This window comes from Pedobacter sp. AK013 (assembly GCF_014205835.1).
Lineage (GTDB): Bacteria > Bacteroidota > Bacteroidia > Sphingobacteriales > Sphingobacteriaceae > Pedobacter.
The window spans coordinates 119286-144165 of the sequence record NZ_JACHCQ010000005.1; the positions used below are offsets into that span (position 1 = coordinate 119286).

Below are 24880 nucleotides of genomic sequence, written 5' to 3' on the forward strand. Positions count from 1 at the left end.
ATTTAATTGAAGTTTATGAAAATAAATGCAACGGTATGGGCGGGCTTTAATTTAATTACCAACTCCCTGAACTCTCGTTCCCTTGATTCCGGTACCGTTGCCGTATCGTTTAAAGTTGAACCTGCAATAAAGAATGTAGCCCAAAGATTTCCCAAGCCGCCAACGCTAAATGTTTCAGAAAAGGTTTCGTTAGCAATAACCTGAGCCTGCGATCCCCCTCCGTGAACTGTTCCACTTCCGTGATGGGTGTTGTCGCTATGCTGAGTGGATTGCCCTTGGACTGTCTGTATTTCTTGCGGGGTTTTATAAAACTTATTACCATCGCCATCGTAAAACACGTTTTCGTAAACCTTAACATTAAATCCTGCAGCATCAAGCTGGCTCTGGATGTATCCTATATGCTGGCGTGCCTTAACATTTCCCCTGAAAGATTGCTTTCTTTTAATATTAGCCATTCTTTCGGCAAGCGTAAGGGAAGGGTTGGTGACAAGCCCCAGCCTATACTCCCAAAGTGTAGCGTCCTTTTCATCAAAACTTTCGTTATCAGGCAAAGTGCTATCAATAACAGAATAACCAGCATCTATTGCTCGTAACAGTGATAAGTTTACAGCTTCGTGAAGCTTACGGTAATTACTGTTTTCAGGGAGATACCAAACGCGCCCTGTGGGGTAGAGCTGGTTCGTAAGATTTAATAAATCCTTTTGTGTGCTCGTTTTAACAGGGTACCTGTGTGGTGTTTTAAATCCGTGTGGGGTACTAAAACCGTGGGCCGTGCTTCTATCTGTTACCTGGTACATTATAGATATGTTACTGTTCGTAAATATGGAATCGTCCCTGCGGAGAACTGATAAATATTAGCTAGAGCCCCATCTACAAGCATGTTGAAATTTAAAAATGTATTAGCGTTACCAATAGTATCGTTTACTACACTCTGAAGCTTAACAGTTGTTAGATTATCGTTTCTGTCTCGCGGCAAATCTGCACCAGAAATATAGGGCCTGATATCCGCCAGATATGCTGCAAGGTTTTCCGATATCGCTGACCTGATTGTTGAGGTGTCGACCTGTAGGCCAGTAATATTAACGTCAATCGGTATCGCATCAATCGGAAGCACTTCAATAACCGCCTGAATAGGCCTTCTTCCGCGCTCGTTTAAAGGAAGCGTTTCATCCGGATCAAACTCAATTACTTCAGCCACAGAAGCAAGTATTGCGCCAGAAGGTGTACCGTGTCCATCTTCACTATCAACAGGGGTAGCTTCTACGTAAACCTGCACGGTCCCGGCATCACCATTTTTAACATACGGGTAAACCTTTCTAACACCCGGAGCATCGGACGCCCATATCCTATAGTCTGTTTTTGCACCGCCCTGAGGCTCAAGCCTGATTGCATCAAGGATGTTTTGGCGATAAAGGTCTGTATCTTCCGCTTGGGTTGGTTGCTGAACAATTTCAGAAACGACAACGGATTGATCCAGGCCAATAACCGGTTCAGTCACAGACAAACCATCGCCAACATTTAATAAGTATTCTTTACCAGCATTAACAGACCTTAACACAATAGTATCAGGAACCTGACCAATAACAAATTCAGTATCCAAAACGTAAAGGTTACCTGGCGCGTTACTACTATCGTTTGATTTAAATATTAAGCCTGACCGTAAAACAGCGCCAATTGAGCCATTTACCGTCACATTGTATTTGCCGTCTGTAGGTGTTCTAGGTTGGCGGTTAAGGTAAATCTGACCTATTCTATTAAGCTCACCCCCATTTGCCGCGGTATCAGCTGTATCCGGGAACACGTTGTTTAATACATCCTGTAAATACAGATATATAAGCTTCAGTTCTGCAGCCAAAACAGAATCCAAAGCATCGAAAACTTTTCGAAGGTCAGTATCTGCCAGATCAAGCTTAGATTTAAAGTCTAATTCAATCCTGTTCTTAATCTCGATAAGTGATGGTATTGGCTTCATTATATTGTGTTTTCGATTATTACTTCTTTTTTTACGCTATCCCAGAGGAGTTCTATAGTCACAGTTTTTGTCGTTGGCATACTTAGTTTTATTTCAATCTTCATCTTGTTTACAGAAAGAAGGAAAGCATTCACCTCCACGTTCGATACGTTTTTAAGGTATTTTAAATCTGACTCTACAGATCTTATTATACTTACTCTTCCACTGCTTGTCAGTGGATTATCCATTAAAGCCTTTTCAGTTTGTGAATTAAACTGTTTAGATTTTACATCTCCGTAAAAAAGACTGTTTCCCCACCAATCTTTCCTTATTTCATTAGGCAATTCGTCGCCCCTGGTGGATGCCTCTACATTACCCCCAAACAAACAGAGATAAGCCTGTTGTAAAATCTGATCAGTTAGGATTAAATCATTATTCTGGATAATGATTTCTCCCCCGTTACCACTTTCATATAACAATAAGTCTTTTCCATTCATCAGTTAACCCCTTGTGTATTGTTTATTTTAATAGGTATCCCGAGCGTACCGCGCATTTTTGTAGATTCTACCTTATTGTTTGGATCGTTGAAGTTAACGTCTAGTATATTTCTCTGGACTGTTTCCCTTGTAATCTGATCCGATTTCATTTGCGGCGTAGATAGCACTGGTTTTTTATTCTCCTCGGGGTTGTTACCCTCCATGCTTACGCCCAGGGTTGATCTAAATCCATGAAGACTGGCAGCCGCATTAGATGCCCACTTAGCCCCGGTAAATTTTCCGATTAAACCAAGAAGTTGCTCAACAGGCTGGAGTACAGCGTCAAATATCACCTTCCCAATTGCCTTTAAGCCAGCCAAAATACCACCTTCTTTAAAGGCTTTTGTAACCATTTCCCAGTTACGCCTAAAAGACTGTATTAAACTAATCACTAATCCTAACGGCCCCATGAATATAGAGACAGCAGCGCCCCATTCATCCCATTTCTTAATGACAAAAACAATCAAGGTTATTAACGCTGCAATCCCTATAATGATTAACCCTATTGGGTTGGCGGTCATTGCTGCATTCCAAAGCCATTGAGCGGCAATAACCGCTTTTAAAACGCCTTGCCAAACATATTGAGCAGCAATTACAGCATACGTAGCGATACGTTGTGCATACATAGCAACATTTCCCCCCCCAATACTAACGGCGAGAGTTGCAGATCTAACGGCAGCAATACCCATTATCACATTCCACGCAAACAAAGCTATTTCTGTTGCCAGTAATATGGCCTTGAATGCAACAAACACGCCTATCACTTTCAAAATTGTATTGATTATTTCAGAGAAGTTGTTAATCACAAAATCAAGAACTTTCTTTATTTTTTCAAGACCTCCTGTTGCATCTTTGCTTGTTGTAATGTAATTTATCCAGCTATTTTTGACTTGATCAATTTTCTTTGATAAAGTGTCGCTATTTATTGAAGCCGCTTTTTGAGCTTCAGAAGTTCCTGTTACACCTTTTGTAAATTCTTTATATAAATTAATATTATCTAGCAAAATTTTACCCGCAGTAATATTATCGGCTCCAAATACTTGAGCAATTAGGTGATCCTTCTTTTTTGCTGTGGTTAACTGGTTTGTTTTTTTTAGGACTTGATCCAATGCGTCGTTTATTTGGAATTGACCGCTTTTGTACCCCGCCCCTGCTTTTTGGAGTCTCATAATAGCGCCCCTTAGTGCAGTTCCAGCTTCAGCACCCTTCATATTTTTCGCAGCTAACGTCTGGATTAAACCAATTGATTGCTCCAGTGTAATGTTAGCGCCCTTAGCAACAGCCCCAAAGTTCTTATACGATTCAGAGGCTTGGGTGATGGATGCCGCGCCAACAGCTTGCCCTGCCGCTAACACATTTATAACTCGATTAGCCTGATCAGCACCAAGATTGAATTGGTTCATAATGCCAACTAAATTCTCAGCAGATGTTCCAAGTTCGTCTCCTGAGGCTTGAGACAATGTAATCGCGGCTTTAGAAACCAGTCCTAATCCATCAGCGGTTTCTGCAAACTTAGAGTTCAATCCTGCTATTTTTTCAAAAGAAGACGCGACATCAACTGTACTTGCAAGTCCTTTAGATTTTATAGCTATTTCACCGATTTTATCACTGAATTTTGAAAACTCTTTGTCCGAAAGGTCGGATACAATAGTTTTGAAACTTTTAAGCTGCGTTTCATAGGCCATTAATGACTGACTTGAGAATGCAATACCGGCGATAATGGTAGATGCCGCGACGGCAGTTTTGGCGTATTCCAAAAGCTGCCTACCCCCACTTGATAAAGTAGGGGTAAAGCGTCTTAATGTTCTGTTAGCCCTAGCAACGCCGTTAGCTATTCCGTTGGCGAAAGAGTTAGCGCCTCGCGCCATTCTAGAGACGATTGACGAGAACCGATCGACAGCAGTAAAAACAGTTGGAACCCTTAAGGCTGATAATGTAGCTGCCATTTATTTCTTAGGTTTTGATTCGAGCTCTTTGTGTTGCTCGTCTATTATTTTGTACCAATAAACCATACCCAGGTGATCAAGGTCATCACAAAACATATTTTCAATATAACTGGGGCTTGCCCAATGAAAATTAAGACCCAGAGTTTTGATATAAGGATCAATGTCCCCTGGTATATTTACAAAAAAAGCGTTGACATTTGTTCTATAACCTTGTAGTCAAAAGGACAAAACTTGTCAAGCATTATCAACGGTTGTCCAATAATGTAGGCCATACATTTATGCCCAAATAAAAGCGGTTCTTTTTTAAGATCCAGCCCAGCGCTCAATTTTCTTTGTTCGCTTGCGACAATCCTTGTTTTAAAGGAGACAGAATCAAGAGATACCTCATTCTCTAAATTTTTAACTGGTTCTTTCAACTTAAACTCTGGTTTTTCTTTGGTTTTAAGCACCATCAATCCAAACTGAACTGCCAGAATAACTTCTGGATACAGATCTTTAACCTCCTGTTCTTCGCAGGGTTTTATTTTAAACTGATTTACAAATTCACTAACCTCAACAATAGCAAGGTTCTCTTCAATCACAATATTCATTTGTTTATTTTTAATGGTTATTAAGCAATGTTTTCAAGTTTACCACCCCCAGCGACTTTAAGTGTCATCTGGGCTGTATTGGTGTCTGTAGCGATATCGCCAACAGGCCTGCCTGTTCCTTTATAAATAGCCCCAGATATGTGGCTAAAAGTCCAAACACCGTGAACGGGGTCTGCAGACAAAGCAATGATAGACTCTTCTTCGTATCCGGTTTTTAAATCGGTAGCAATAGGGCCGTCAACTGACCACCCTTTATTATTTTTAACGTCAATTGACTCACCCTTTGAGGTTACGGCATTGTCATCGGCAGAACGAATCCCACCGCGGTCAATATTAAAACTCTCACCAGATTTAGGACTAAATCTGAAATCACCAAGGGTAGGATGGGTACATGTTACCTCTGTAAAATCTCCGGCTATAAATGACATGTCTTTTTGTTTTTAAATTTTATAATCAGTTAATTAAAATCCAGCCTCAGCATCAGTTGATACTATCCTGGCAACCCCGGTACGTTTATACCTGAAAAAAGATTCGAACCTGTCGGGGTTAGTGTCAGATATCTGAACTCTTAAAGAGCTTTTACTAAAGGCAGGTTCGTTGATGAGTGCTTTTTCAGAAAGATCATCAAATAGGTCATACAGAACAGATTTCCACTCCTTAGGTTTTATAGCGTTCTGAACCTGGGTTACCTGATCATCACGTAACAAAACGTGATCTCTAACATGATTTTTCTCAAGAAGAGTGTAAGCGTCTTTTACGTTCCAGTCAAGATTTAAATTTCTTGCATAAGAATACTGTAACGGAGTTTCGCCTTCAGGGTGATAGGTTGTAACCAAATCCTCAACTTGGTATTTACCATTTTCGAAACTTACAGTCGAACTTCCTGATTTAACAAGCATGTCCCTTACGTTGTAGTCCGACATATCTCCAATCAATCCAGATACAGGCACCGGCATATCTGGGTAATATTTGCCGCTGACATCCAAATGCGGGGTATCCTGCATAATCCTTGCAAAAAGCAAAACCATGTTTGCTGCCGCTTCCCAGGAGAAACCTTCACTACCCGGAGCAGGGCATAAAACATTTGTTACCTGGTCAATTCTACCAGCCGCGTCAGTAATAGCTTTAATATCATCTGCAGATGTTAAAGTGCTACCAAAAAACGCCATAAATGGCTTGAAGATGCGGCCCTGATATCTGCCTGTTGGAGCTTCGTCGTCCGGTATTCCGTTAAACGCCTCAAGTGCCGCCAGCTGAGCTGTGCCGTAAGGATTAATAACGGTCGTATACCAGTTTTCTCCAAACTGGGCAAATGCACCAGCAAGATCAACTGAACCGGCTCCTGCCGTTACTGTTGTTTGTGCATAGCTTACTCCCGCATCAATACCGTTGTTACTTATTGCTGTTTTTAGTTCAGCAGAAGTTGCGCCTTTCCATTTTGTTTTTAAGGTTAATACGCCAGCTACAAATGTTGCAATAACAGGAGATCCAAGAACGCTCGATACAGCAGCAGTTATTTTTGTGGCAATTTGAGTAGGAGTATCACCTATTGATACAGCAAAACTATAGTCAACAAAATCCAGGCTGTCACGTCCAGCGATTCTGATAAAATGGGTTGCATTTTTTGTTGCAGTTCCCGTAATCGTCCATATGTGGGTTGTCTGTGTTGCTCCAACATCTGAAAGCTGTGGGATAACGATGGTGGGAATGCCGCCGATTCCGTCAGAACCTGCAGGCCTAAGGATTCTCATTATTTGATGTATAGGGCTCCCATATCCGTATAGCTGACCAGCTTTATCGGCCGAGGTAATTTCTTTTGCAATAAGGCTTAAAGATCCCTGATTAGCAATGTTTGCCTCGCCTAAAACAATAATAATCTGTGGCAGGTTACTTGTTACATTCGAAAAGTTCCCTCTGTTGATTTTGTAACCTGAAACTCTGCTTTTGCGTTCTAGGCCGATGGCTGATGAAATACTGCTCATGTTTTTTTATTTAAAAATTTATCTAATTGTATTGATATAGGTACCCTTTATCCGTATCAGAAAGCAAAACCTTTGCGTCTGCACCTACCATGTTAACTCCATCCCACAAAGTTTGTTCTTCTGATATCCGAACCGCTAGTGTCAATCTGCCAAATCTTGTATATGAATTGTCCTCAGAGCGCTCTACGTCAGGCGTTACAAAAGCTTCAATATAAGTCCCGCCAATTAAACCAACTGGCAGGTTAAGCATTTTATATCGTGTATCACTAAAGATATACCTAACAATACCGATAAACTTATGTAGTCTCTGGGCGCTGTCCCTTCCGCCTTCTTTAAGTGACGAGTTTTGGCCAGTTGTATATACGTCGATATAAAAAACCGTTCTACCCTGGGCGTCTTTTTGTGTGAAATTGCCGTATGTCGCCCCATCAAGCAAAACATTGAAATACAAATTCTCTTCTTCAGAAATTGGCAAGGTGCGTTCAAGGTATACCTTGATATCTTCTGTTATTTCTCTTGATGTACCAACAGACAACTCCTTTTGATTGGTTAATTCTTCCAATAAGATGACGCCAATAGCGTCCCTCACTTTCTCAAATCCAGCTTGTGGAATTATTGTTGTTATCAGCGCTGCCATTATTCAGTTTCAGATCGGCCTAAAAAGCAAATTATTAGGCCTGTTGTTGCATTAGGGTTTGTTTCAGTAATCACAAAGCTTTGAGTATTTCCGTTTGAGTCATTCACTTTTACTTTATGGTCTAAAAGGGCTACTTTTCCAGATTTTACACTTCTTACCGGATAGGCAAGCAGCAATAACGTTTCTTCTGGAATTGAAACATGTGTTTTGCTAGAATTAACCTTATTCCCTTCGTTATCGTATCTTTCAGTTATTCCAGTGGTCAAGCCTTTAACCTCAACCGTAATCGTTCCATCTGGAGTAGAAAGGATGATGTCATCCTCAAACCCTCCAGATGAAACGATTTTATTTAAATCGCGCCTAGCCGCTTGTAGCAACCTACCCTGCATTTACTTTTTTCCTGTTTTTGGTTTTAAGTTGGATAAAACAGGGGGTGTGCCTGGTGTTTCGGATTCTGACTCAGTTTCAGGGGCTGTTTCCAGTTCATCTTCAGGGGTGGTTTCTGTTTCCGCTTCCGTTTCGACTTCAGACGCTGTTTCTTGCTCGGCTTCAGGGGAAGTTTCTGTTTCGGATTCTGACTCGATTTCTTCAGAAAACTCCTCAATAAAGCCCTCTTCAAGAAGTTTTTCGGCCTTATCAGCCAACTGATTTGCTTCCACAATATCACCATATTTAGCGGTTATATTACTTTTTAGCAAAATGGCAATAACAATAACTTTATATTTCATAATCTTTCGATTTTCCCATAGATGGGAGTTTAAAATTTAGGTTAAATCAAAACAGCAAGCGCTAAGCGTTTACTGTTTTGATTGTATATATCCTGTCTATCGATACGGGGATCGCTAACGGAGCGGAGCTCACATAGAATTCCCACGCTAGATTAATCTGATCGATCACGTCACGAACGTAATACTCTCCCTCGGTTGGAGCGATTACAGTTCCAAGGCCTTCTACCTCAAGAATAGACGGAACTCCAGCATGAGCGGTTGTACCTACGAAGTCTTCGCTTAGCATTACCACTGTGTTTGGGTCAAGATATTTAACTTTAGATCCGTTAGGGAGTTCGTAAAAAGCATTATACGTCCAGATGTTGATTAACGCATCTTCTACAGCGATTCTTCCGATAAAAACATAACCGGTAACCTTATCCATAACTGGCATTCCGATATCTGTACGATTGATTTGATTGAAGAATTTAGCCAAATCCTGAACTTTTGCGTTAGCTAAAAAGTTAGATAAAACTGAAGCCCCAAACAAAACATTAAACGTGTTTCCGGTAGCAAGACCTTCTTCTCTCAAGAAAGTAACGCCTGTTTTAAGGTCCGCAAGCGGATCGGCTGTCGTGGGCGCGTTCCACTGTGCTGTGCCAGTTTTTTGAACAATTGAAGCAGCTTTACGCTTAAAATCAATACTATCGCCATTTACAAGTGTCACAATACCTGTTTGCAAGACCTGAGCTCTTTGGATTTCTTTTGCCCTTGCAATCTTGTTACGCAATGCAATTGCATATTTGTTAGCTGAACTGATTAATTTACGCAAGTCGTAAACGCTAGGGTTAGACCCACTTTGAATAGTCTGAAAAGTAATATCATAACGTTGACATGCTGTGAAATCAAACTTTTCGTTGTAATAAGGAGGGACAAAAACCTTTTCGGTTGATTTGCTGAAAATGTTTCTGGTGGCGTCTGTACATCTCTGCACATCAACAGCAACCATTTGGCGGTTTCTCTCAACTTCAATAGCCACCTCTTTATCGGCTGTAGTAGTTGCTGGAAAAAACGCAGACAGACCCTCTTGAGGGGTGTTATCGTCAGAGAACAGAGCAATTACCTTTTTAGTAATGCTTTGCCTATGTTGATTTAAGGTTATAGCCATGATTAGTTATCGAATTTTGTGTTTTCAACTGTTGTTAAATCTAAATGGAGACCTAATCCGTTAAGAAGATCTCCTAAAGTTTTAGTATCACCGGTTGCAACGCTGTTAAGCGTTACGGTCGCGGGCAGCACTAATTTAAGACCATCTACAGTTCCTTTGGTACCGTACATGATGTTAACGGTTTCATTGTTAGCCAAAACAACATCTTCCTCCATCGCAGCAATGCCAATAGCATCCTGAAAGTTTAGGGCTGTCGCAGGCAATAAGCCGCCTGTCACGGCTGTATCTCTCACAACGAGCATACCTGCTTGAAGCGTGAAAGACCCTCCGGTAGTGTTTTTGAATACCCCGCGCTCAAATCGGTTATCAAAAATGAATATCCTTTTGACCTCGAAATCAGCCGTTGACTGGTTTCTGGTCGCATTTCTTTGATTGATTGTTTGCATTTTATTCGGAATTAAACGTTTTCATAAAAAGAATCCGCCTCGGTTTTAACCGGTTCAGCAGCTTCAGGGGTTTTAATTGTTACCGCAGAATCTGACTTGATTTTGCTCAGCGCGTCTTTAGATGAGGCTTTAATTAAAAAGTTCTCTCTTGCAACGCCATCGAGTGGTTTTTTACTTTCGATCCCCGCTTTTACCGCTTCTGGGTCTGTAGTAAAGTGAGCCATCCAAACGCCAACGCGTTCTTGCTCAGCAGCTACGCCAGCATTGAAAATCTCTGCGTGTGCGGCTGGATGCTGTTGTAAAAATTCTTGTGCTGTCATAGCCTTTGTTTTTTGATTGTTATTTTTTGGGTTATTATTATTTACTTTTTCAGTAGCTGCAGATAATTCTAAAACCTTGTTTACAGCATCTTCAAATGATCCAATCTGATCAACTAAGCTACCGATTACATTCCCTGCGTTATACATTGAACCATCTAACTGGCTATCAAGTATGCCGGGTCTGGCTTTTTTTAGACCATTGAGAAAAATTTCATTTGCAGGGTCCAATATTTCGTTTATGGCAATCTCATAATTGTCATTGTTTACCGCTTCTTCATACGCCTTGTTTTTCTTTATGCTTTTTGTGGCGTATATAGTAACGTGCTTGGCGCCATCTCCATCTATAGCTTTGTTCGCGTGTCCCGAGAATGCCAGCATAGTTCCGGCACTTCCTATCTGCGAATTTTCATCCTCTGCCATCACCCAGTCGGTTTCGCTGATTATTCCTAACGCAGCAGAAGCGGCCATTCCTGCACGCTCAATTAGCCCGACAATAGGTTTTTTTCGGGTCTGAAGCGTGTACTTCATTAACTCCATTCCCAGTGATGAGCCACCACCAGAATCAACTATTATAACACCACCTTTAACCCTGCTGTCAGCATCAAACTTTAACAATTGAGAAGAAAGTTCTTTCATACCGTATGAACTCATACCTCCGTTTTTTGTAATGACCCCGTTTAAGTTTAGCACATAGATAAGATCATTACCGTTTGCATCCTGGTTTAATTCGTATGTCCTGGTAAGAATTGTAACTGCTGATTTGGTATCGTAAAGGCTAATCGAGTTAGCTCTTTCTAAACTCGTTTCCCTGTTAAGGTCACCGTTTTTCAAAAGAAACATAAGCGCAGCAAAAGTATCACCTTCTACCATCCACGGCTGAAAACCATAAACCTCTCTAGCTAAAGCTACATTCATAGAAACAAATATATATAATAATATTTCAATTATTTCAAAATTTGAAATAAAATTGTTTATTTTTTTAAGACACCTCTATTCTTATGACTTGATTTGGAAAGTTAGCAGGGTCGTTCATCCCGCCTAACAGCTTTGTTGTTGCATTATAGTCAACGGGTGATACAAGTTTAAAGTAACCTGTACCATCTATATCCAAGTAAACAACAATATTCTTTGGAAAATCAGGGACTCCATCCGTTGCCAAGCTAATACTAAACTCGGGGTCTGAACCGACAATATTTCCTGATGTTTTAAAAATAGGAGGGGTAATTACCCCCGATGATATTGGAAACCAGTTCTCAGTGTTGTCAAGCGTTGAATTTATTCCAGATGTGTTGCTATAGAAAATCCCATTTGCGGAAACAACATCACCTACGCGTACACGAAGCCTTTCAGACCATTGCTTCGACTTGTTTCTAATATTAGCTGTTAACTGCATTGTCTACTTTTTTAGATGGTTCTGGTTCAACTGGGTCAGCTATTGGTGTAATAGCCTTTTTCTCTTCTGTAATTTTCTTTTGATTCTGAACAAATGATCCGTTGCCTAATTGTTCTGTTGCCTGTTCAAGTGTCATTAACGGCGTACTATCATCGCCAAGCATAACTCTGATTGCTTCAGCCTCTTTTTTTGGATCAATGTGAGGCATAATTGGCCCTGTAAATCTAGCCGCGCAGAAGCTTTCCACTACATAATAGTTTTTTTCATTTAACGCCCTTATAAAGCCAGGCGCATCGACCTTATTGCTGTAAATGTGCGTGGTTAGCCAAAAGTTAAAAATAGGTTTGTAAAAACTTTCAGCAAATTTTTCTCTATAAATATTAATTATAAACCCCCACCCATTAATAGCGGCCCTGGATGCGGAGTAGTTCGAGTTATACATTTGTAGCGCTACCTCTGGAGGTATGTCCTGAGATGCGCATAGCTGATAAAACACAGCCTTCCAAAATGGTTCGTATTGTATTTCTGACTGACTATCTGGGGCCGAAAATTTAGACCCAATAGGAAGATTATGAACCATTTTGTTTTCGGTTGCCGAGATGTTCTTTGCAACTACATCACCAAGCTGATAGGGGTCGTCATCAACAGTAGTACCTGAATTTCTTTTTATTTGTGCTACTAGAGGGTTTTCTCCCTCGGAGAATCTGCTGTGCTCTACTGTCCATACCACTTTAGCTCGCTCTTCTGCAGAGGATACAGTAGCCTCCGTGTACCTGTCCAGCTTGGCAACTTTTTCCAAAATAGAAGCCAGTTGAGATACCCCTCTCTGATGGTCAATTCTATGTTTACCACTATAAATCATCCATGCCATCAGCAGGCCTGACTCTTCTCCACGTGCTGGTATTCTTTCTATTTCACCGAATACTTTATCAGCAGAAGTAACTAATACATAGTATGCAACGTGTTCCCCTTTATCATCAAGTTCTATGCCGTGAAGAATAGTGTTCCCCTTTTCTTTAGCTGCGTCAAAATAACCTTTATGAAGGGTAGGGGATACAATGTGCTGTCCGTCTATAACCTGCACTTTTACGGTATTCTTATCGCCAAGCCTTAAAACTACAAGACTATCTCCTCCCATATATGCACATTCATAAGCCATAGCGGCCAATTGGTCAAGGGAGTTCATCCCCGTATAGCTTGATTCTTTGCTGCTGGTAAATATTGAGAAATACGCCTCCACATTCGTGGAAAACTTATTTGCATCAAACTTTATTTTTTCAAGGCCAAGAACAGTTTCATTAGGCTCAGACTGAAGTTTTAGTCCGGTTCCAACAACCCAACTAAAAAATTTATTGGTAATTATTTTTACAACGTCGCTATTGATTTTTGCTTCATAGGCTCTTGCTCTTAGCGCAGTATAGTCCGGGATTATATAACTAGGACTACCAAGCTCGCCAGGGTTTTTCTCTCCGTTAAACGTTTTTCTCCGAATAGGGGTCCACCCGGTTGTCATGCCGTCTGTATTGGTTAGAAGCGATTGAGGTATTGTTCCTGCAGATCTTTTTGAAGACTCTTGTTCAGCAACTGTTTTTTCAAAAAAAGTGAATCCAAATAACTTCATTACTTAAAAGTTCTTTTATCCTGTAATACAATTGACCTACCTTTGAGCTGATTTAAATAAAGATTTCTGGTTCTTTCTAAAGCAGATATGCTAACAGTAACATCTTCAATACTCCTGTACCCGGTCTTGATCTGTACCTGGCTGTCGTTCAGTTCATATGATGAAATATTTGCCCCGGCTCCACTTGTTGTTTCAGCAAGTAACAAGATTGCGTTTGATATAATGTCGTCTAATGCGGCAATACGCTCGGCTAATGTTTTCTTACTTCGTAGATATTCGACAACCGTATATTCTTGTAGGCAGGACATAGTTATTTTTTTTATCAAATATATATAATAATATTTCAATTATTTCAAAAATTGAAATAAAAAAGCCCGATAAACGAGTGCTTATCGGGACTTCAAGTAACCAAACTTTAAACAAACTATTATGTTGCGAGTAGTAAAGGTAATTATTTATTTCAATTATATCAAATTTTGATATAAATTAATTACAAATCAGAAACCAACATAACAAAATCTTCCCAGGTAAGCATCTTATATCGCGGATCACTCCTTTTGAGTACATCAAGATAAATCATTGGTGCGGCGTTGTTATATATTCTAACATCCCAGAAGTGATTTTGAGACGAGCTGTTTTTTTTATCCCATTTAAACCCAAGTACATTTCCTTCTTTTATCTCTTCCGTACGCCTCTCGCCTTCGTAATGACTAAAATAAGATTTCATAGTATATTTCCCATCTCTAGATTCTGGAAAATTCATAAAGCCGTTTGGCTGGCTTCCGTCAGATCCCTCGCGCAACTTCATCATCTGTGCCAAATCATCTTTCATTTGGTTAACCTCCAATATATAGAGGCTATTAGGGTGCTCTTTTGCCCTGGTTATTGCACTAGTGTCACGTCCTATTTTTCTGAAAGTTGCCTCTGTTCGTCCCTTGACCCCGTAGATTAAAACCTTGTCTTGTTTCATTTTTTGAATAAACGACATTGCCAACTTCTCACTAAAACCTGTGTCGACTACAGTTATACTGATTGACATAAAATTTCCGCCCTCCATTGGATACTCTTTTTTTATAACCTCCTCAAAGGTATCCCATACTGAATTTTTAACATTGTGAGTCAGCGTCCATTTATCTCTTTCAAAGTCTCTTTCCTGCTCTTCTTTGGTTCGTTCTCGCAACCTTTTAAATGTACCGATGCTGCCATGATCAACAGAGTAAGTTGCACCTGTAGTTGTGTGGGCCAGTATTTCCCAATCAAGCCTAACATCTTCGTTGTCTTTATCCATTATACCATTTAAATCACACGCTAATGTTAGCATGATTATGCTGCCGTTACAGTCAGCCGCACACGTAACGTCGGGTACAACACCAGGAAAATATTTCCTAGTGTTTTGCATTAACTCATTTACTCTTGGAGTTTCGCCTGTTTCCGCAAAGGGGAGTCCCATGCGAAGGTTATTCCAAGTTTTTAGTTTTTTAACATTAGTCCGGCCTCCTGGGGGATTTGCTTGCAAAAACTCCTCAACTATTTTAACCCACCCCGTAAATCCCGCCGGTAAGGCAAGCCCGCAGAAATGATAACTTTCATGTAATCGCTCCACTGGCGAGTCTGTGCCAGGGACCCAGATTCCGTTTATATTTAATTCATATTTACTTTTTTCCTGTATAGTATTAGCGCAATTGGGACACATAAACGCCACGCTAGATGGAATTAGGCGGTTCTTGTTGTCTGTTGACCAAACAATCCCGGCAATATTTCCGTCCTCACGTTCTATCTTAAACTCAACCTTAACGAAAGTTCCGCAATGAGGACAAGGCCAGTGCCACGCTTTTTGGGTGCCAAGCATAAACATCTCGTTAATATTACTGGTTAACGTCTCTGTAGGAGTACTGATGTAGTTTGATTTCGCTTTGTCACCGAAACTATTTTGTCTCCCCTCAATCAGCCCTCTGACAGACCCCTCTTTACCCAGTTCTCTCGGCGCGGCATCATAATCATCAGCCCAGACCTTTTTAGCTGGAAATTGACGAAAAGCGGTTGCGCTCTGTGTGCCCCTTGCCCTGAATGATCCGCCTATAAACTCTTTACTTTCACCCGTATCTCCGCTTCGGTTATTGGCTCGTTTTACAACGTGTGGACGTAGCAGATGGCTTAATCCACTTTCAAGTATAACAGGGTCTATTCTTTTTTCGACAGTATCTTTTGCAAGACTTAAATCTCCAGCAGTTAACAACATCGAACAAGGATCTTCTGACATACTGTAAAGAATTACCGGAATAATAACGCTTTCGGTAGCCCCGCTCTGTACGCACTTCATGATAGATATAGTTCTAACGGGACTGTTTGGATGCATGTGGCTAACCGGCTCTTTCCAATAGGGGGTAAGGTCGTAGCTGAAGTGTCCGGAGTATTCGCTGCTCGTCCTGGGAAGTTTTATGTTGCTTTCTATCCAGGCGATTATTTCTGGCTTTATTATCTTAAAATCAAATATGTCCTCATTTGCTTTAAGATAGCTTTGTAGCCACTGTTCTGCTAACAGATCATCGTTGATAAATTGAGCTACCATGTTACCTGCCTTTATTTTTTCCGCTAAACTCTTTGATCATCTTTTCGAGTTCAATATTAGTATCTCCACCCGCATCTGCCACACATCTATTAAGCTCATATCTGCACTCCTCAACTATTTTAGTGTACATTGCCATATCCCCTGCAGCCATGATATGACAGAACTTATTAGCCATATTCATTATGCTATTTTCAAAGGCTGTTACGATGGTTTTTAAGTATATGCGATGGGCATTTAAAGCAATCTCAATAGGTAGAGACTCACCAGCAGCCTTTGATAGTTTAATTTTTTCAGTTTCAACTTTTAGCGATATGTACTCAGCATCACCACGGATTTTCATTTTTACCCACTTTTGGTAATCATCATCACCGCCAGATTTTCCTCCGCTTTTCCCTGCGCTGAGCAGGGCTGTCATTAACCCCGGATCAAATGACTCTGGAATATCGTCCTCCTCTTGGCTTAAAAATTCCTGTGGAGGCTTTCTAGGGTTCGGGCCTATGCTCGACAGAAGGTTTTGCTGTTCCTGTTTTTTTTCCAAGAAGGCTATTCTGTTTTTAAGGTGCGCCTTGTTAATAGGATGGTCGGTGTCAATCTTTTTTTTAGATTCATCCATGAAAATAATTTTGCCACGGCCAATATACGCGTTAAGCGCATTGACGGTGTCTCCACATAGCTTGGCAAACTCCTGTCTTGAAACAATACTCATACGGTTTATTTTATAGTTGCCAAAAAAAATAACAACACAACCTTTCAAGGCTATGTTATGCAAGTGTTGTTTCAGCAAAAACAACAACAAAATATTTGTTTCTGGTAACTGGGAGGCAATTTATGCAAAAAAACAACAACAATGAAAATTATGAAACAACATATTTAACAACACTCAAAAAAAAATGTTTAACTACCTAGAGATTGAAATGCACAACGTATTGCATGCTTCAAAAAAAACGGCCACAGTACCTTTTGATTCCAGCCAATGAAGGCACTATTAGCCCGCCTCACACGCAACCGAAGACCATCATGCCGGCCACCCTTGTCTCGCTATTAGTGCGCGATGAACTAGGCCACCCAGTGATAGCACAGAACTTAGTGTGATTATATGAAGAGTAGCCTTGTGGTAGCACTAACACGTATGGTATATTATTAGCAATGCAATACTTCTCGATCTGTCTACCTATCTCATGGTTACGGCCCACATCATTAGCCGCACCATTTCCTCCCTTAGTATGCCAGTTTAATCCCTTAGCTTTCCAGCCTGCTTCTAGCCTAACTAACACGCTATATGATGCATGATAAGCTGATAGCGCCGTAAACATGTCCCATAGTGATAAGCAACACAATTCTTGGTACGTCTGCTTATCCCAAACAGCCATGCCAGACTTATCTACATCAGGATCTATACCAATGAATATATCTGTCATTTCAATTATTTCAAATTTTGAATGTTATTGGCTAAGATTCTCGAAAAAGCAATCTTGTAAAGCCGAAATTTCTTCGGGGTTTATTTGCTTTTTAAAATGATTAAACCTCGCCAATGCAACTGGCCAGCATTTCATTTCTTTAATTTCAGCACTTGTAGCGCGGTCGTAGTTCGTATGACAATCTATGCACAAGAATAAGCGGTTTAACGGGTGAACTATCACGCTTTCAAAATCTCTCTTTGGGATTATATGGGCAATAAAAGCGCCTAAGTTCCATTTAGCCCAGGCAATTAAAGGCTGTTCGCAATTTTCACAATATTGCGGCAAAAGAGCTATTTGCTGCTGAAACCAAACAGCAGGGGACAATCCGTCGTTCAATAACTTAACTCGGTCTTCTTTTTTCTTATTGTTTGTCGATGATTTAGCTGCGTACCGTTTGGAGTTATGGTTTTGATAGTGATAGTGTGGGCCATTTGTACATCTTTTAGCTATTAAAGGCCTATCGATAGAGCCATCTGGACAATCAACGCATTTACCCACCTTCTGCTTAATCATAGCGTCATACTTGCTATTGAATCTATCCTGAAGCTAGCTAAAGCAGACAGAACAACCTTAACAGGTTTTTTGTGTCCATCAGACCTTAAAGAAGCTATAAACTTAATTTGTTCTATGTTATTCTCTTTTTCTAGAACAGTAATGTTTGGACTTGCTTTAATCAAAGTTATAAGTGAAGTCTCCTTTTTAGTTAGAAATGCCATCGGTGATTAGGATTAAAAGTTGTAAAGGTTTTATGGCAGTATTTAATTTGATGTAAGCAGTCATCTATTGGGTAATGAGCTGTTCCGATGAAAGGCATTTGCTTTTTTATCAACGGATTTAAGCTTACGAGTGTTCTTACATCGCGTTCATTAGAATGTTTCCAAGGCAATATCATTGCGCACGCTTTGAAAGCGTCTGAAAGAATGCCTAGATCAAACCTCGCACCATTTCCCCAAACCTGTATTTCATCATCAAAGATGTTTTTAACAAAGCTCCAAAAATCCATAATGGCCATCGGTAAATTTACCCGGTCTTTTAAAATAGCTTCTCTCGCAGCAAGGCTTTGAAACAACCACCATTCAACCGTGCTACCATCCATTTTTAGACCTAAATCTATACAGGATTGTATATTTATTGTCTGATAAAACTTTCTGCCTATTTGGCCTGTAAACAGATCAAATTCAACCGCGCCAATAGAACAAATAACAGAATTACTTCCGTTACCCATTGTTTCAATGTCGACCATTAAGTGCCCTAATGATTTTTGTTTCATAACAATTAATTTTGGTTACCGCAGCGTAAAGCGTGAATAACAAAGAACTGGGTATGACTTCATTTGTTCAGTCACAACCCAGTATCTAAATTAACGCTCTCAGCTATAAAACCCACTCCGTAAATCAATACAGTCAGTGGGTTTTTTATCTATCTAAGAGCCGATGATCAAACGTCTTCGATCTGGGTGGCTAAGCCTCCTGTTTAATTTCTATCTTGGGCAGTCTCTGTTTGGTCCGCCATTTTCAGCGCCAGTAACATCCTCTGCTTTAATAGCTATCTCATCACGAAAGGTTAATCTTCCTTCATCAAACCATTCTGTAGGTGGGATTTTACCATCAGCGCCGACTTTAACAGCTAAACCTATTTGAGTGCATCCAGTTAAATAGCTGGCAACACCTACCACTGTACCTTGATAGTCTGTAATCTGATCAGTGGCATACCTGCCTAATCTTGGGTCTTTTTCCATTATGTTTAAGTTTTGTTACCACAAAAGCCCGCCTTTATTTCAGGGCGGGCTTTTAATCTCTCTCACTTGATGTTATCCATCTTCATAGCGAACTACATTTTGTATTATGACCGTACCGACGTCATGTAGTTGCTCGTTGTCTGTTGGGGATCCCTAAACATATCCATTGGCTGGTGTGTTCGTATTCCCCGCTATCTATCCGGGTTTTGTGCAGTAAATTATTTTTATTTCTTCGTTTAATACCTTGTTTGGTCAAAAGGTGTTGATTGTTTCAACTATTTCAAATATAGAAATATTTTTTGCAAACAAAGCAATTTATTTTGTTTTTTTATTCCACATTAAAAGCAGTTCCTTTTTGCCGTTATATTTCGTTCGGTCGGCATCAACCTCGTTTACTGTTTTTATTTCAACATGGATATCATCCAATAGGATAGCCACAAATGCACCGCCTTCTCCTGTGTAATGATGAGTTCGTGTCTTAAGGCCCGCTTCATTCAGGGCTTTTAACAACGGTATTGCTGCTTTATTAGCGACAAACTCACCGTCGCCAAAATCTACCACCTCATGTTCATCACCTAGCTCGTGGTGATGATTGCAAAACCGATACTTGTCGGTTGATTCTAATTCTCCCATAATTTATTTAAATAATAACAACAACATCACTATCACTAAAGCAATACCTATAACTATCGCCCATACATTGCTTTTTGTTTCTTCTATTCTGTCAGCAGGAAACAGTGGTTTCGCTATGTATTCATCAAGAGTAATAAGGCTTTCCCATACATGTCCGTCTGGAAGGAATTCCTCCAGAACTTCTCTGACAGATTCTATTATGAAATAGTTCTCAGTCTTATTAACGAATAAGAGGTGTTTCTCAACGCCCATTAGCATATTAACAGCCGCAGCATACTTAGCTTCCATTTCTGCCTCAGCGTCGCTCACAGCGCAGCATAACGCATTACCGTTAACCTCTGATTTGAATTCATCTTTATATTTTTGCAGATCAGCATCGAAGCTTGCTATTAGTTGCTGTTCTGCCCAATAAGCTCCATTTGCAAAGTCTTTAAGACAAAGCACGCCTCCTGGTGTTGTTTTTGCCCCGTGGTCTATTTTATCAATCGTTAAGCTTTCCATAATTCTGCTTTATTAAATTCGTAACTGAACTTTCTTCCCCTGAAGAAATAATCTACTTTCAATAACTTTTTTGTAGAATGAGCAAAATACATTTCCGCGCCAGGTTGACTCATCTTGCCAATAGGTAATCGCTTGTTAATGCTGGTGTAGCCCTTAATCCATTTTAATAGCTCCAGTCTTACTGATTCGTCTTCGTCAGTCGAAAGGGTAGAGGGCGCTCCTGTCGGTGATACAGACAGCATGTTTGCCGCTATAGCAAACTTTTTAGATGTTGATTTCATATTACCAGGTTATTTTGGTTAGATATTCATTTCTAAACGATTTTGTTTCTCCGACCTGATAACCCATTGACGTTAGTTTCATCCGGTCTACTGGTCTTAAATCATCATAGACGTGAACCTCAAACAAACCATCCTTAACAGCTTTGTCAATCTCTTGAAGGATTGTTACCACAGGGTCAACCTGCATAGACTGGTATTTCGTGGCCGCAGCCCTTGCTTCTTTTGCATTCATAATTAATTTTCTTTAATTGGTTTGTTCTTAAACTCTGTCTTTAGAGGGTTGTTAAACGTCGAACTTTCTGAAATGTTGAAGTGCATTCAATTTAAAACATAAGAAGTAATAGCTTACATTTTCGACACAGGAGTATTTGTCGTAATGAAAAATATCTCTATGGTAGTAAAATCCTATACCCCACATAAAATGGATAGTGAATGTTCTTTTTGTTGATGCTTTATATGCTACTTTCATTATTTCTAGTTATTTAATAAACAGGCTTTGGTTCTGGTGTTATTGGCTCTCTTGCTTTTTAATGCACTTGTAGCAATTAACTGGGTTAATTGACTTATGCCAACCGTTACCATGCCAGCCAGGCCTCGCACCGCATAATGCTTTATCAAACCAATCTCCTGATGTTGTTGGCGGCAACGGTGGAACTAAATGAACTATTGTACCAGCATCACGGTGCGCCCCATTGAATGCCCTGCCAGATTTGAAAGCTGCTATAGCTTCTTGCTTTGCTTGTTCGTTTGTCATGGTTTCTCGTTAATTGGTGCGATTATTAAAATTATTATTGCCACTATGATTATTAAATAAATAGTCTTAGCGTAGTAGGAGGTTAGGAGCTTTTTCATGATAGTAGTTCGGGGTTTTGGTGAATGTTTCCGATTACGATAGCTTTTGCATTGCGTATTCCAGCTCTGCCAGTAAGTCTTTTGGTATAACTCTTGTTTCGCAACCTATAACCGACATAATTTACGCCCTCATAGAATTCAACCACATTGTTGTAAACCAAGTTATTGCCCTCCGAATCTTCTTTGAAAGAAGTCCAATGTAGTATATCCCCCTCGTAAATATCAACTCCGTTTTTATCCTGCAATCCGGTGAACTGCATAAGTGGTATATTCTCAAAACCGCTACCTATATAGTCGTTTTGATTTTTGCAGATTAATACCTTTTTCTGCTTAAAATCAATGTTAAAGGACATTTTATCTTCTTGATAAAGCATGCCCAGAATGGTACCTGCCCATGCTCTGAATTTTAATTCTCTCATTCTCTTGGTTGTTTAAGACAGATGGTAGCTGTCGGTTAAATAATAGTCTTTTACCACCCCAAGCCCGTACATTTCTGCACAGGCCAGCTGGGAAGAGGTGGGTTCTTACCTATTATTATTCGCGCCTACGAATAATGTCTTATATATCTAATCTTCTTTCCGAAATGCTTTCTGTGGCTTACTTTTGTCAGGCCTGTAAATCATAAAATAAAAGGAATCCATATCGCCGGATTCAGGCTCAAAACCATTTCGATAAAACCATCTCGTCGCATCATCATTCTGAGGACATGCGGTGAGTTCCTCGTCATTATACGTTTCTTTTAGATAGTTTAATATTCTAGTTCCTACTCCATCATTTCTAAACTTACTAAGCACGTAAATGTTAGCTATATATACCGAGTTATATTCATCGGTTAAATAATACATGGCTTTTAGCCTCCCATCTTCATAAACCGCCATGTTATTGATGTGAGGTTTCTCAAAGAATGAGGTTAAAATTTTGTGCGATAACTCTGTATGTTCTGTTTCAAGCGTCTGGAAAGCGGCAATGCTATCCATGTAGTATTTTACTTCCATAATTTATTTTTTTTATTAAAGTTATACCATCTTGCTCTTAAGCCATTACGGTTTTCCGTAATGCATGACTTTTTGGATAAATATTACCGCAATTGCAGTAACGGTAATTAGCCTGTTGTTAGGCTTTCAGTATTGATAAAGGTATAATGTATTTGGCCACATTCAGGACAAATAACATTCAAATCTATGTTTTCAGTATTATTAACCTTAACTATATTGGCTAATATATCTGTGTCTTTCATTTCGGTTTTACAAGATGTACAATTCATAATTTTCTGCAATTTATAAACAGCTCCATTGCTGTTTACTGCCCAATCCCCACCTATATCTCAGGGCGGGGTGGTTGTTATAGCTCTCTTTCAGTTTCTGCATTCTTTGATATAAATACGAAGTGATTTTTAGGATCATCCATTTCGCAGTATATAAGATCTGGTGATTCATGGGAAGGCCTGATCTTTATAAATTTAACACCCCCGTACCAAAACTTTTCTTTCTTTTCAAGTTCTTCAACTTTAATAATTCCAAATTCATTACTCATTTATATATGGTTTTTACATTCAAATATTAATTTCTTTCACCTCAAAACCCCGATCCTTTTGGGAGTCGGGGCGATTGTCTTTAATTTATCCATTGAGCAGGTAAAGTATTTATGTTAGCATTTATGAACTCTAATCTTTTTTTATTTGACCAAGTATTTTTAAATGCTTTTTCGTTTTTGTAAGTATCAAACTTTAATTCGTTTGCTACAGAATCTAATCTTTCAGTGTATCCATTATCAAAAACTACTGTGTTTACAAATTCTTTTTCGTTTTGAACTCTGAAAAAGTTATAAGTAACTGTTATTTGTTTTTCTACTAATTTGATTTCTAAAGCTCTCATATTCTTTTTGTATAGAACAAATATAAACGTACTATTTTGTAATTGCAAATTTATTTGCAAATTATTCCGAATTATTTTGCATATTTGTTTATGATTAGAGATTTAAAAGCCTTCTATGTAGCGATTATTGATAATGAAGTGGTTTGCTTCGAAACTAACTTATCCCTATTCGTCGAAAGATTTAATAAAATGCAACCCACTTCACGTAATTATGATTGGTTTTATCGCCAGTTTAAAACAAAAACGCGCTTTAACACCGAATTGTCATGTAAATCATATTTCTTTCAAAAAGTTGTTTAATGCTTCCATAGATCCACAATCTCAACAATACAGCACTTGCAACCCATATTACCTATAATATTATCATAATCACTATAACCAGGTGACTCCGGGTTGAGTAATTCGTAATTACCATGTGGTAGCAAAACAAATTGTAAATCACTCTCTCTGCTTATAAACTGTATCTCGTTGTACTCTACAAATACGTCCGCAGCATCATCGGGAAGCTTTACAGCTATAAAGCTTCCCTTTTCTGTTTTAAATGGCTGTATCATTCATTTCAGTTTCGTAATCGTCCCAAATAATATCTGCTATTTCACCGTCACACGAAGCATGTCCACCCAAGCCACAATCGACGCATTTAGCTTCGTCATCGTCATAAATCCAGTTTTTTTTCCTGAGACGCAGTATTTACTTCGCAAGCACCCGCCGCATTTCGGGCACTCACCACCATCGAATCGTTTCCATTCCATAATTTTATTTATTAATGTTTACCGCAGATCCTACACGGAATTTAGTTCCCTCTGCATTATAAATTTTTACCTCGACCTCAGTACCGTACTCTGATGCCTTATAATCACTCTGGTTAGCCCATACTACTATGAACCGCCCGAAATTTACCTCAAACAATATCTCAGGTAAATCCTTCTTTACGTCCGCAGCCACAACTGTTGGCTCACATATACCGTCAGGCTTTGATATTATCCATTGTTCCATAATTAATGGTTATTAAAATAATCGTTTAAGGCTTCATCAAGTTCTTTGTAACCAACCAGTGACCCGTATTTAGTTTGGTTTTCATTCAATTCACCGCAGCACATTTGATCAATATCTTCGTTATTTAGTATTTCTGGGTTTGCATCGAAGAACACGCCAGCAGGGGCTGAAATTCTGTCAATCCATTTTGTTGGGTATTTTTCTGGATGCCACCTATCAACCATGCCATTATCATACATGATTTCTTTCATTAGTTGCTTTGCGATAATATCTGATTGTTCCTTTTCCACGCTATTTGTTCTCCTTTCTTTTCCATTTGCTACTCTCAATAGCAAAGCAGTCAATTAAAACTAATTTTTCGCCCTGCTTAGCCAATCTGAACACTTCTACATCAGACACTGCAACTATGCACATCTCCTGCTTAACGTTCATCTTAAACCACATAAAACCCTTGTGTCCGTACTTCTCTATCAATGTACCTGTTAATACAAAGCCCTGGCGTATAGATTGCCCATAATAAGCCCCAGACTGGTAAACCTTTTGACCGAAAGCCGTAACCATCAGTACCGACAATAAAGCCGTTAAAAACATTTTTTTCATCTCTTTTAAGTTTGTAACAGGCCTCATTGCCCGCTAACCCCTAAAACTCTGCCTTCTTTCAGAGCAGAGCGGGATAGGG

Annotated in this window: 35 protein-coding genes; all 35 read right to left on the minus strand. The window is 39.6% G+C overall.

All coding sequences use genetic code 11. The features are described 5' to 3' along the window. Nucleotides 1–2 precede the first annotated feature (2 nt). The 35 genes from HDC90_RS05275 to HDC90_RS05445 all read right to left on the minus strand — a co-directional run bounded on the left by HDC90_RS05275 (nucleotide 3) and on the right by HDC90_RS05445 (nucleotide 24801). Complete coding sequence (locus HDC90_RS05275; RefSeq protein ID WP_184464565.1) at nucleotides 3–797, minus strand: hypothetical protein; 795 nt, start codon at nucleotides 795–797, stop codon at nucleotides 3–5. Further along, nucleotides 797–1972 carry a baseplate J/gp47 family protein gene (locus HDC90_RS05280; protein ID WP_184464574.1) on the minus strand — a complete coding sequence of 392 codons (1176 nt, stop codon included), beginning with the start codon at nucleotides 1970–1972 and terminating at the stop codon, nucleotides 797–799. Before HDC90_RS05280 ends, HDC90_RS05275 begins: the two co-directional genes overlap by 1 nt. Next, the gene (locus HDC90_RS05285) at nucleotides 1972–2448 is read right to left on the minus strand and encodes a hypothetical protein (RefSeq protein WP_184464576.1); all 477 of its coding nucleotides are present in this window, start codon (nucleotides 2446–2448) and stop codon (nucleotides 1972–1974) included. Before HDC90_RS05285 ends, HDC90_RS05280 begins: the two co-directional genes overlap by 1 nt. Beyond that, a complete protein-coding gene (locus HDC90_RS05290; RefSeq protein WP_184464578.1) occupies nucleotides 2448–4433 on the minus strand; it encodes a phage tail tape measure protein in 1986 nt (661 codons plus the stop codon). The genes HDC90_RS05285 and HDC90_RS05290 overlap by 1 nt, the downstream gene beginning before the upstream one ends. Before the next feature lie 176 nt (nucleotides 4434–4609). Further along, on the minus strand, nucleotides 4610–5023 hold the full coding sequence (locus HDC90_RS05295) for a hypothetical protein (protein ID WP_184464580.1): 414 nt from the start codon (nucleotides 5021–5023) through the stop codon (nucleotides 4610–4612). A 20-nt stretch (nucleotides 5024–5043) separates the two neighbouring features. Next, on the minus strand, nucleotides 5044–5451 hold the full coding sequence (locus HDC90_RS05300; RefSeq protein WP_184464582.1) for a hypothetical protein: 408 nt from the start codon (nucleotides 5449–5451) through the stop codon (nucleotides 5044–5046). A gap of 33 nt (nucleotides 5452–5484) precedes the next feature. Further along, on the minus strand, nucleotides 5485–7005 hold the full coding sequence (locus HDC90_RS05305; protein ID WP_184464584.1) for a hypothetical protein: 1521 nt from the start codon (nucleotides 7003–7005) through the stop codon (nucleotides 5485–5487). 22 nt (nucleotides 7006–7027) lie between these two features. Beyond that, nucleotides 7028–7642, minus strand: coding sequence for a hypothetical protein (locus HDC90_RS05310; protein WP_184464586.1), 615 nt, complete (start codon nucleotides 7640–7642; stop codon nucleotides 7028–7030). Continuing rightward, nucleotides 7642–8031: a hypothetical protein gene (locus HDC90_RS05315; protein ID WP_184464588.1), complete on the minus strand. Its 390-nt coding sequence runs from the start codon at nucleotides 8029–8031 to the stop codon at nucleotides 7642–7644. The genes HDC90_RS05310 and HDC90_RS05315 overlap by 1 nt, the downstream gene beginning before the upstream one ends. Continuing rightward, nucleotides 8032–8370, minus strand: coding sequence for a hypothetical protein (locus HDC90_RS05320; protein WP_184464590.1), 339 nt, complete (start codon nucleotides 8368–8370; stop codon nucleotides 8032–8034). A 61-nt stretch (nucleotides 8371–8431) separates the two neighbouring features. Continuing rightward, on the minus strand, nucleotides 8432–9517 hold the full coding sequence (locus HDC90_RS05325; RefSeq protein ID WP_184464592.1) for a major capsid protein: 1086 nt from the start codon (nucleotides 9515–9517) through the stop codon (nucleotides 8432–8434). Between the two features lie 2 nt (nucleotides 9518–9519). After that, nucleotides 9520–9963 carry a hypothetical protein gene (locus tag HDC90_RS05330; RefSeq protein ID WP_184464594.1) on the minus strand — a complete coding sequence of 148 codons (444 nt, stop codon included), beginning with the start codon at nucleotides 9961–9963 and terminating at the stop codon, nucleotides 9520–9522. A gap of 11 nt (nucleotides 9964–9974) precedes the next feature. Beyond that, a complete protein-coding gene (locus HDC90_RS05335; RefSeq protein ID WP_184464596.1) occupies nucleotides 9975–11198 on the minus strand; it encodes a hypothetical protein in 1224 nt (407 codons plus the stop codon). A 64-nt stretch (nucleotides 11199–11262) separates the two neighbouring features. Beyond that, on the minus strand, nucleotides 11263–11676 hold the full coding sequence (locus tag HDC90_RS05340; RefSeq protein ID WP_184464597.1) for a hypothetical protein: 414 nt from the start codon (nucleotides 11674–11676) through the stop codon (nucleotides 11263–11265). Further along, nucleotides 11660–13297: a phage portal protein gene (locus tag HDC90_RS05345; protein WP_184464599.1), complete on the minus strand. Its 1638-nt coding sequence runs from the start codon at nucleotides 13295–13297 to the stop codon at nucleotides 11660–11662. Before HDC90_RS05345 ends, HDC90_RS05340 begins: the two co-directional genes overlap by 17 nt. Continuing rightward, nucleotides 13297–13605, minus strand: coding sequence for a hypothetical protein (locus tag HDC90_RS05350; protein ID WP_184464601.1), 309 nt, complete (start codon nucleotides 13603–13605; stop codon nucleotides 13297–13299). The genes HDC90_RS05345 and HDC90_RS05350 overlap by 1 nt, the downstream gene beginning before the upstream one ends. A gap of 182 nt (nucleotides 13606–13787) precedes the next feature. Further along, on the minus strand, nucleotides 13788–15866 hold the full coding sequence (locus HDC90_RS05355; RefSeq protein ID WP_184464604.1) for a terminase gpA endonuclease subunit: 2079 nt from the start codon (nucleotides 15864–15866) through the stop codon (nucleotides 13788–13790). Nucleotide 15867: 1 nt separating this feature from the next. After that, nucleotides 15868–16572, minus strand: a complete 705-nt coding sequence (locus HDC90_RS05360; protein ID WP_184464606.1) for a hypothetical protein — start codon at nucleotides 16570–16572, stop codon at nucleotides 15868–15870. Nucleotides 16573–17308: 736 nt separating this feature from the next. Further along, the gene (locus HDC90_RS05365; RefSeq protein WP_184464608.1) at nucleotides 17309–17839 is read right to left on the minus strand and encodes a hypothetical protein; all 531 of its coding nucleotides are present in this window, start codon (nucleotides 17837–17839) and stop codon (nucleotides 17309–17311) included. A gap of 190 nt (nucleotides 17840–18029) precedes the next feature. After that, complete coding sequence (locus tag HDC90_RS05370) at nucleotides 18030–18596, minus strand: 3'-5' exonuclease (protein ID WP_184464610.1); 567 nt, start codon at nucleotides 18594–18596, stop codon at nucleotides 18030–18032. A 210-nt stretch (nucleotides 18597–18806) separates the two neighbouring features. Then, nucleotides 18807–19064: a hypothetical protein gene (locus tag HDC90_RS05375; RefSeq protein WP_184464612.1), complete on the minus strand. Its 258-nt coding sequence runs from the start codon at nucleotides 19062–19064 to the stop codon at nucleotides 18807–18809. 315 nt (nucleotides 19065–19379) lie between these two features. After that, nucleotides 19380–19697, minus strand: a complete 318-nt coding sequence (locus HDC90_RS05380; protein WP_184464614.1) for a hypothetical protein — start codon at nucleotides 19695–19697, stop codon at nucleotides 19380–19382. Between the two features lie 3 nt (nucleotides 19698–19700). Next, a complete protein-coding gene (locus HDC90_RS05385; RefSeq protein WP_184464616.1) occupies nucleotides 19701–20198 on the minus strand; it encodes a hypothetical protein in 498 nt (165 codons plus the stop codon). Continuing rightward, on the minus strand, nucleotides 20186–20479 hold the full coding sequence (locus tag HDC90_RS05390) for a hypothetical protein (RefSeq protein ID WP_184464618.1): 294 nt from the start codon (nucleotides 20477–20479) through the stop codon (nucleotides 20186–20188). Before HDC90_RS05390 ends, HDC90_RS05385 begins: the two co-directional genes overlap by 13 nt. A gap of 1 nt (nucleotide 20480) precedes the next feature. Then, nucleotides 20481–20711: a hypothetical protein gene (locus tag HDC90_RS05395; RefSeq protein WP_184464620.1), complete on the minus strand. Its 231-nt coding sequence runs from the start codon at nucleotides 20709–20711 to the stop codon at nucleotides 20481–20483. 51 nt (nucleotides 20712–20762) lie between these two features. After that, nucleotides 20763–20948, minus strand: a complete 186-nt coding sequence (locus HDC90_RS05400) for a hypothetical protein (protein ID WP_184464621.1) — start codon at nucleotides 20946–20948, stop codon at nucleotides 20763–20765. A 39-nt stretch (nucleotides 20949–20987) separates the two neighbouring features. After that, nucleotides 20988–21233 carry a hypothetical protein gene (locus HDC90_RS05405; protein WP_184464623.1) on the minus strand — a complete coding sequence of 82 codons (246 nt, stop codon included), beginning with the start codon at nucleotides 21231–21233 and terminating at the stop codon, nucleotides 20988–20990. Between the two features lie 94 nt (nucleotides 21234–21327). Then, nucleotides 21328–21750: a YopX family protein gene (locus tag HDC90_RS05410; RefSeq protein WP_184464625.1), complete on the minus strand. Its 423-nt coding sequence runs from the start codon at nucleotides 21748–21750 to the stop codon at nucleotides 21328–21330. 147 nt (nucleotides 21751–21897) lie between these two features. Continuing rightward, nucleotides 21898–22326, minus strand: a complete 429-nt coding sequence (locus HDC90_RS05415; RefSeq protein ID WP_184464627.1) for an N-acetyltransferase — start codon at nucleotides 22324–22326, stop codon at nucleotides 21898–21900. Nucleotides 22327–22672: 346 nt separating this feature from the next. After that, nucleotides 22673–22864: a hypothetical protein gene (locus HDC90_RS05420; RefSeq protein WP_184464629.1), complete on the minus strand. Its 192-nt coding sequence runs from the start codon at nucleotides 22862–22864 to the stop codon at nucleotides 22673–22675. 80 nt (nucleotides 22865–22944) lie between these two features. Beyond that, entirely contained in the window at nucleotides 22945–23205 is a 261-nt protein-coding gene (locus tag HDC90_RS05425) for a hypothetical protein (RefSeq protein ID WP_184464631.1), read from the minus strand. A gap of 296 nt (nucleotides 23206–23501) precedes the next feature. After that, complete coding sequence (locus HDC90_RS05430) at nucleotides 23502–23759, minus strand: hypothetical protein (RefSeq protein ID WP_184464633.1); 258 nt, start codon at nucleotides 23757–23759, stop codon at nucleotides 23502–23504. A 202-nt stretch (nucleotides 23760–23961) separates the two neighbouring features. After that, nucleotides 23962–24201 carry a hypothetical protein gene (locus tag HDC90_RS05435; RefSeq protein WP_184464635.1) on the minus strand — a complete coding sequence of 80 codons (240 nt, stop codon included), beginning with the start codon at nucleotides 24199–24201 and terminating at the stop codon, nucleotides 23962–23964. Nucleotides 24202–24203: 2 nt separating this feature from the next. Further along, on the minus strand, nucleotides 24204–24530 hold the full coding sequence (locus HDC90_RS05440) for a hypothetical protein (protein WP_184464637.1): 327 nt from the start codon (nucleotides 24528–24530) through the stop codon (nucleotides 24204–24206). Then, a complete protein-coding gene (locus HDC90_RS05445) occupies nucleotides 24493–24801 on the minus strand; it encodes a hypothetical protein (RefSeq protein WP_184464775.1) in 309 nt (102 codons plus the stop codon). Before HDC90_RS05445 ends, HDC90_RS05440 begins: the two co-directional genes overlap by 38 nt. Between the last annotated feature and the right edge of the window lie 79 nt (nucleotides 24802–24880).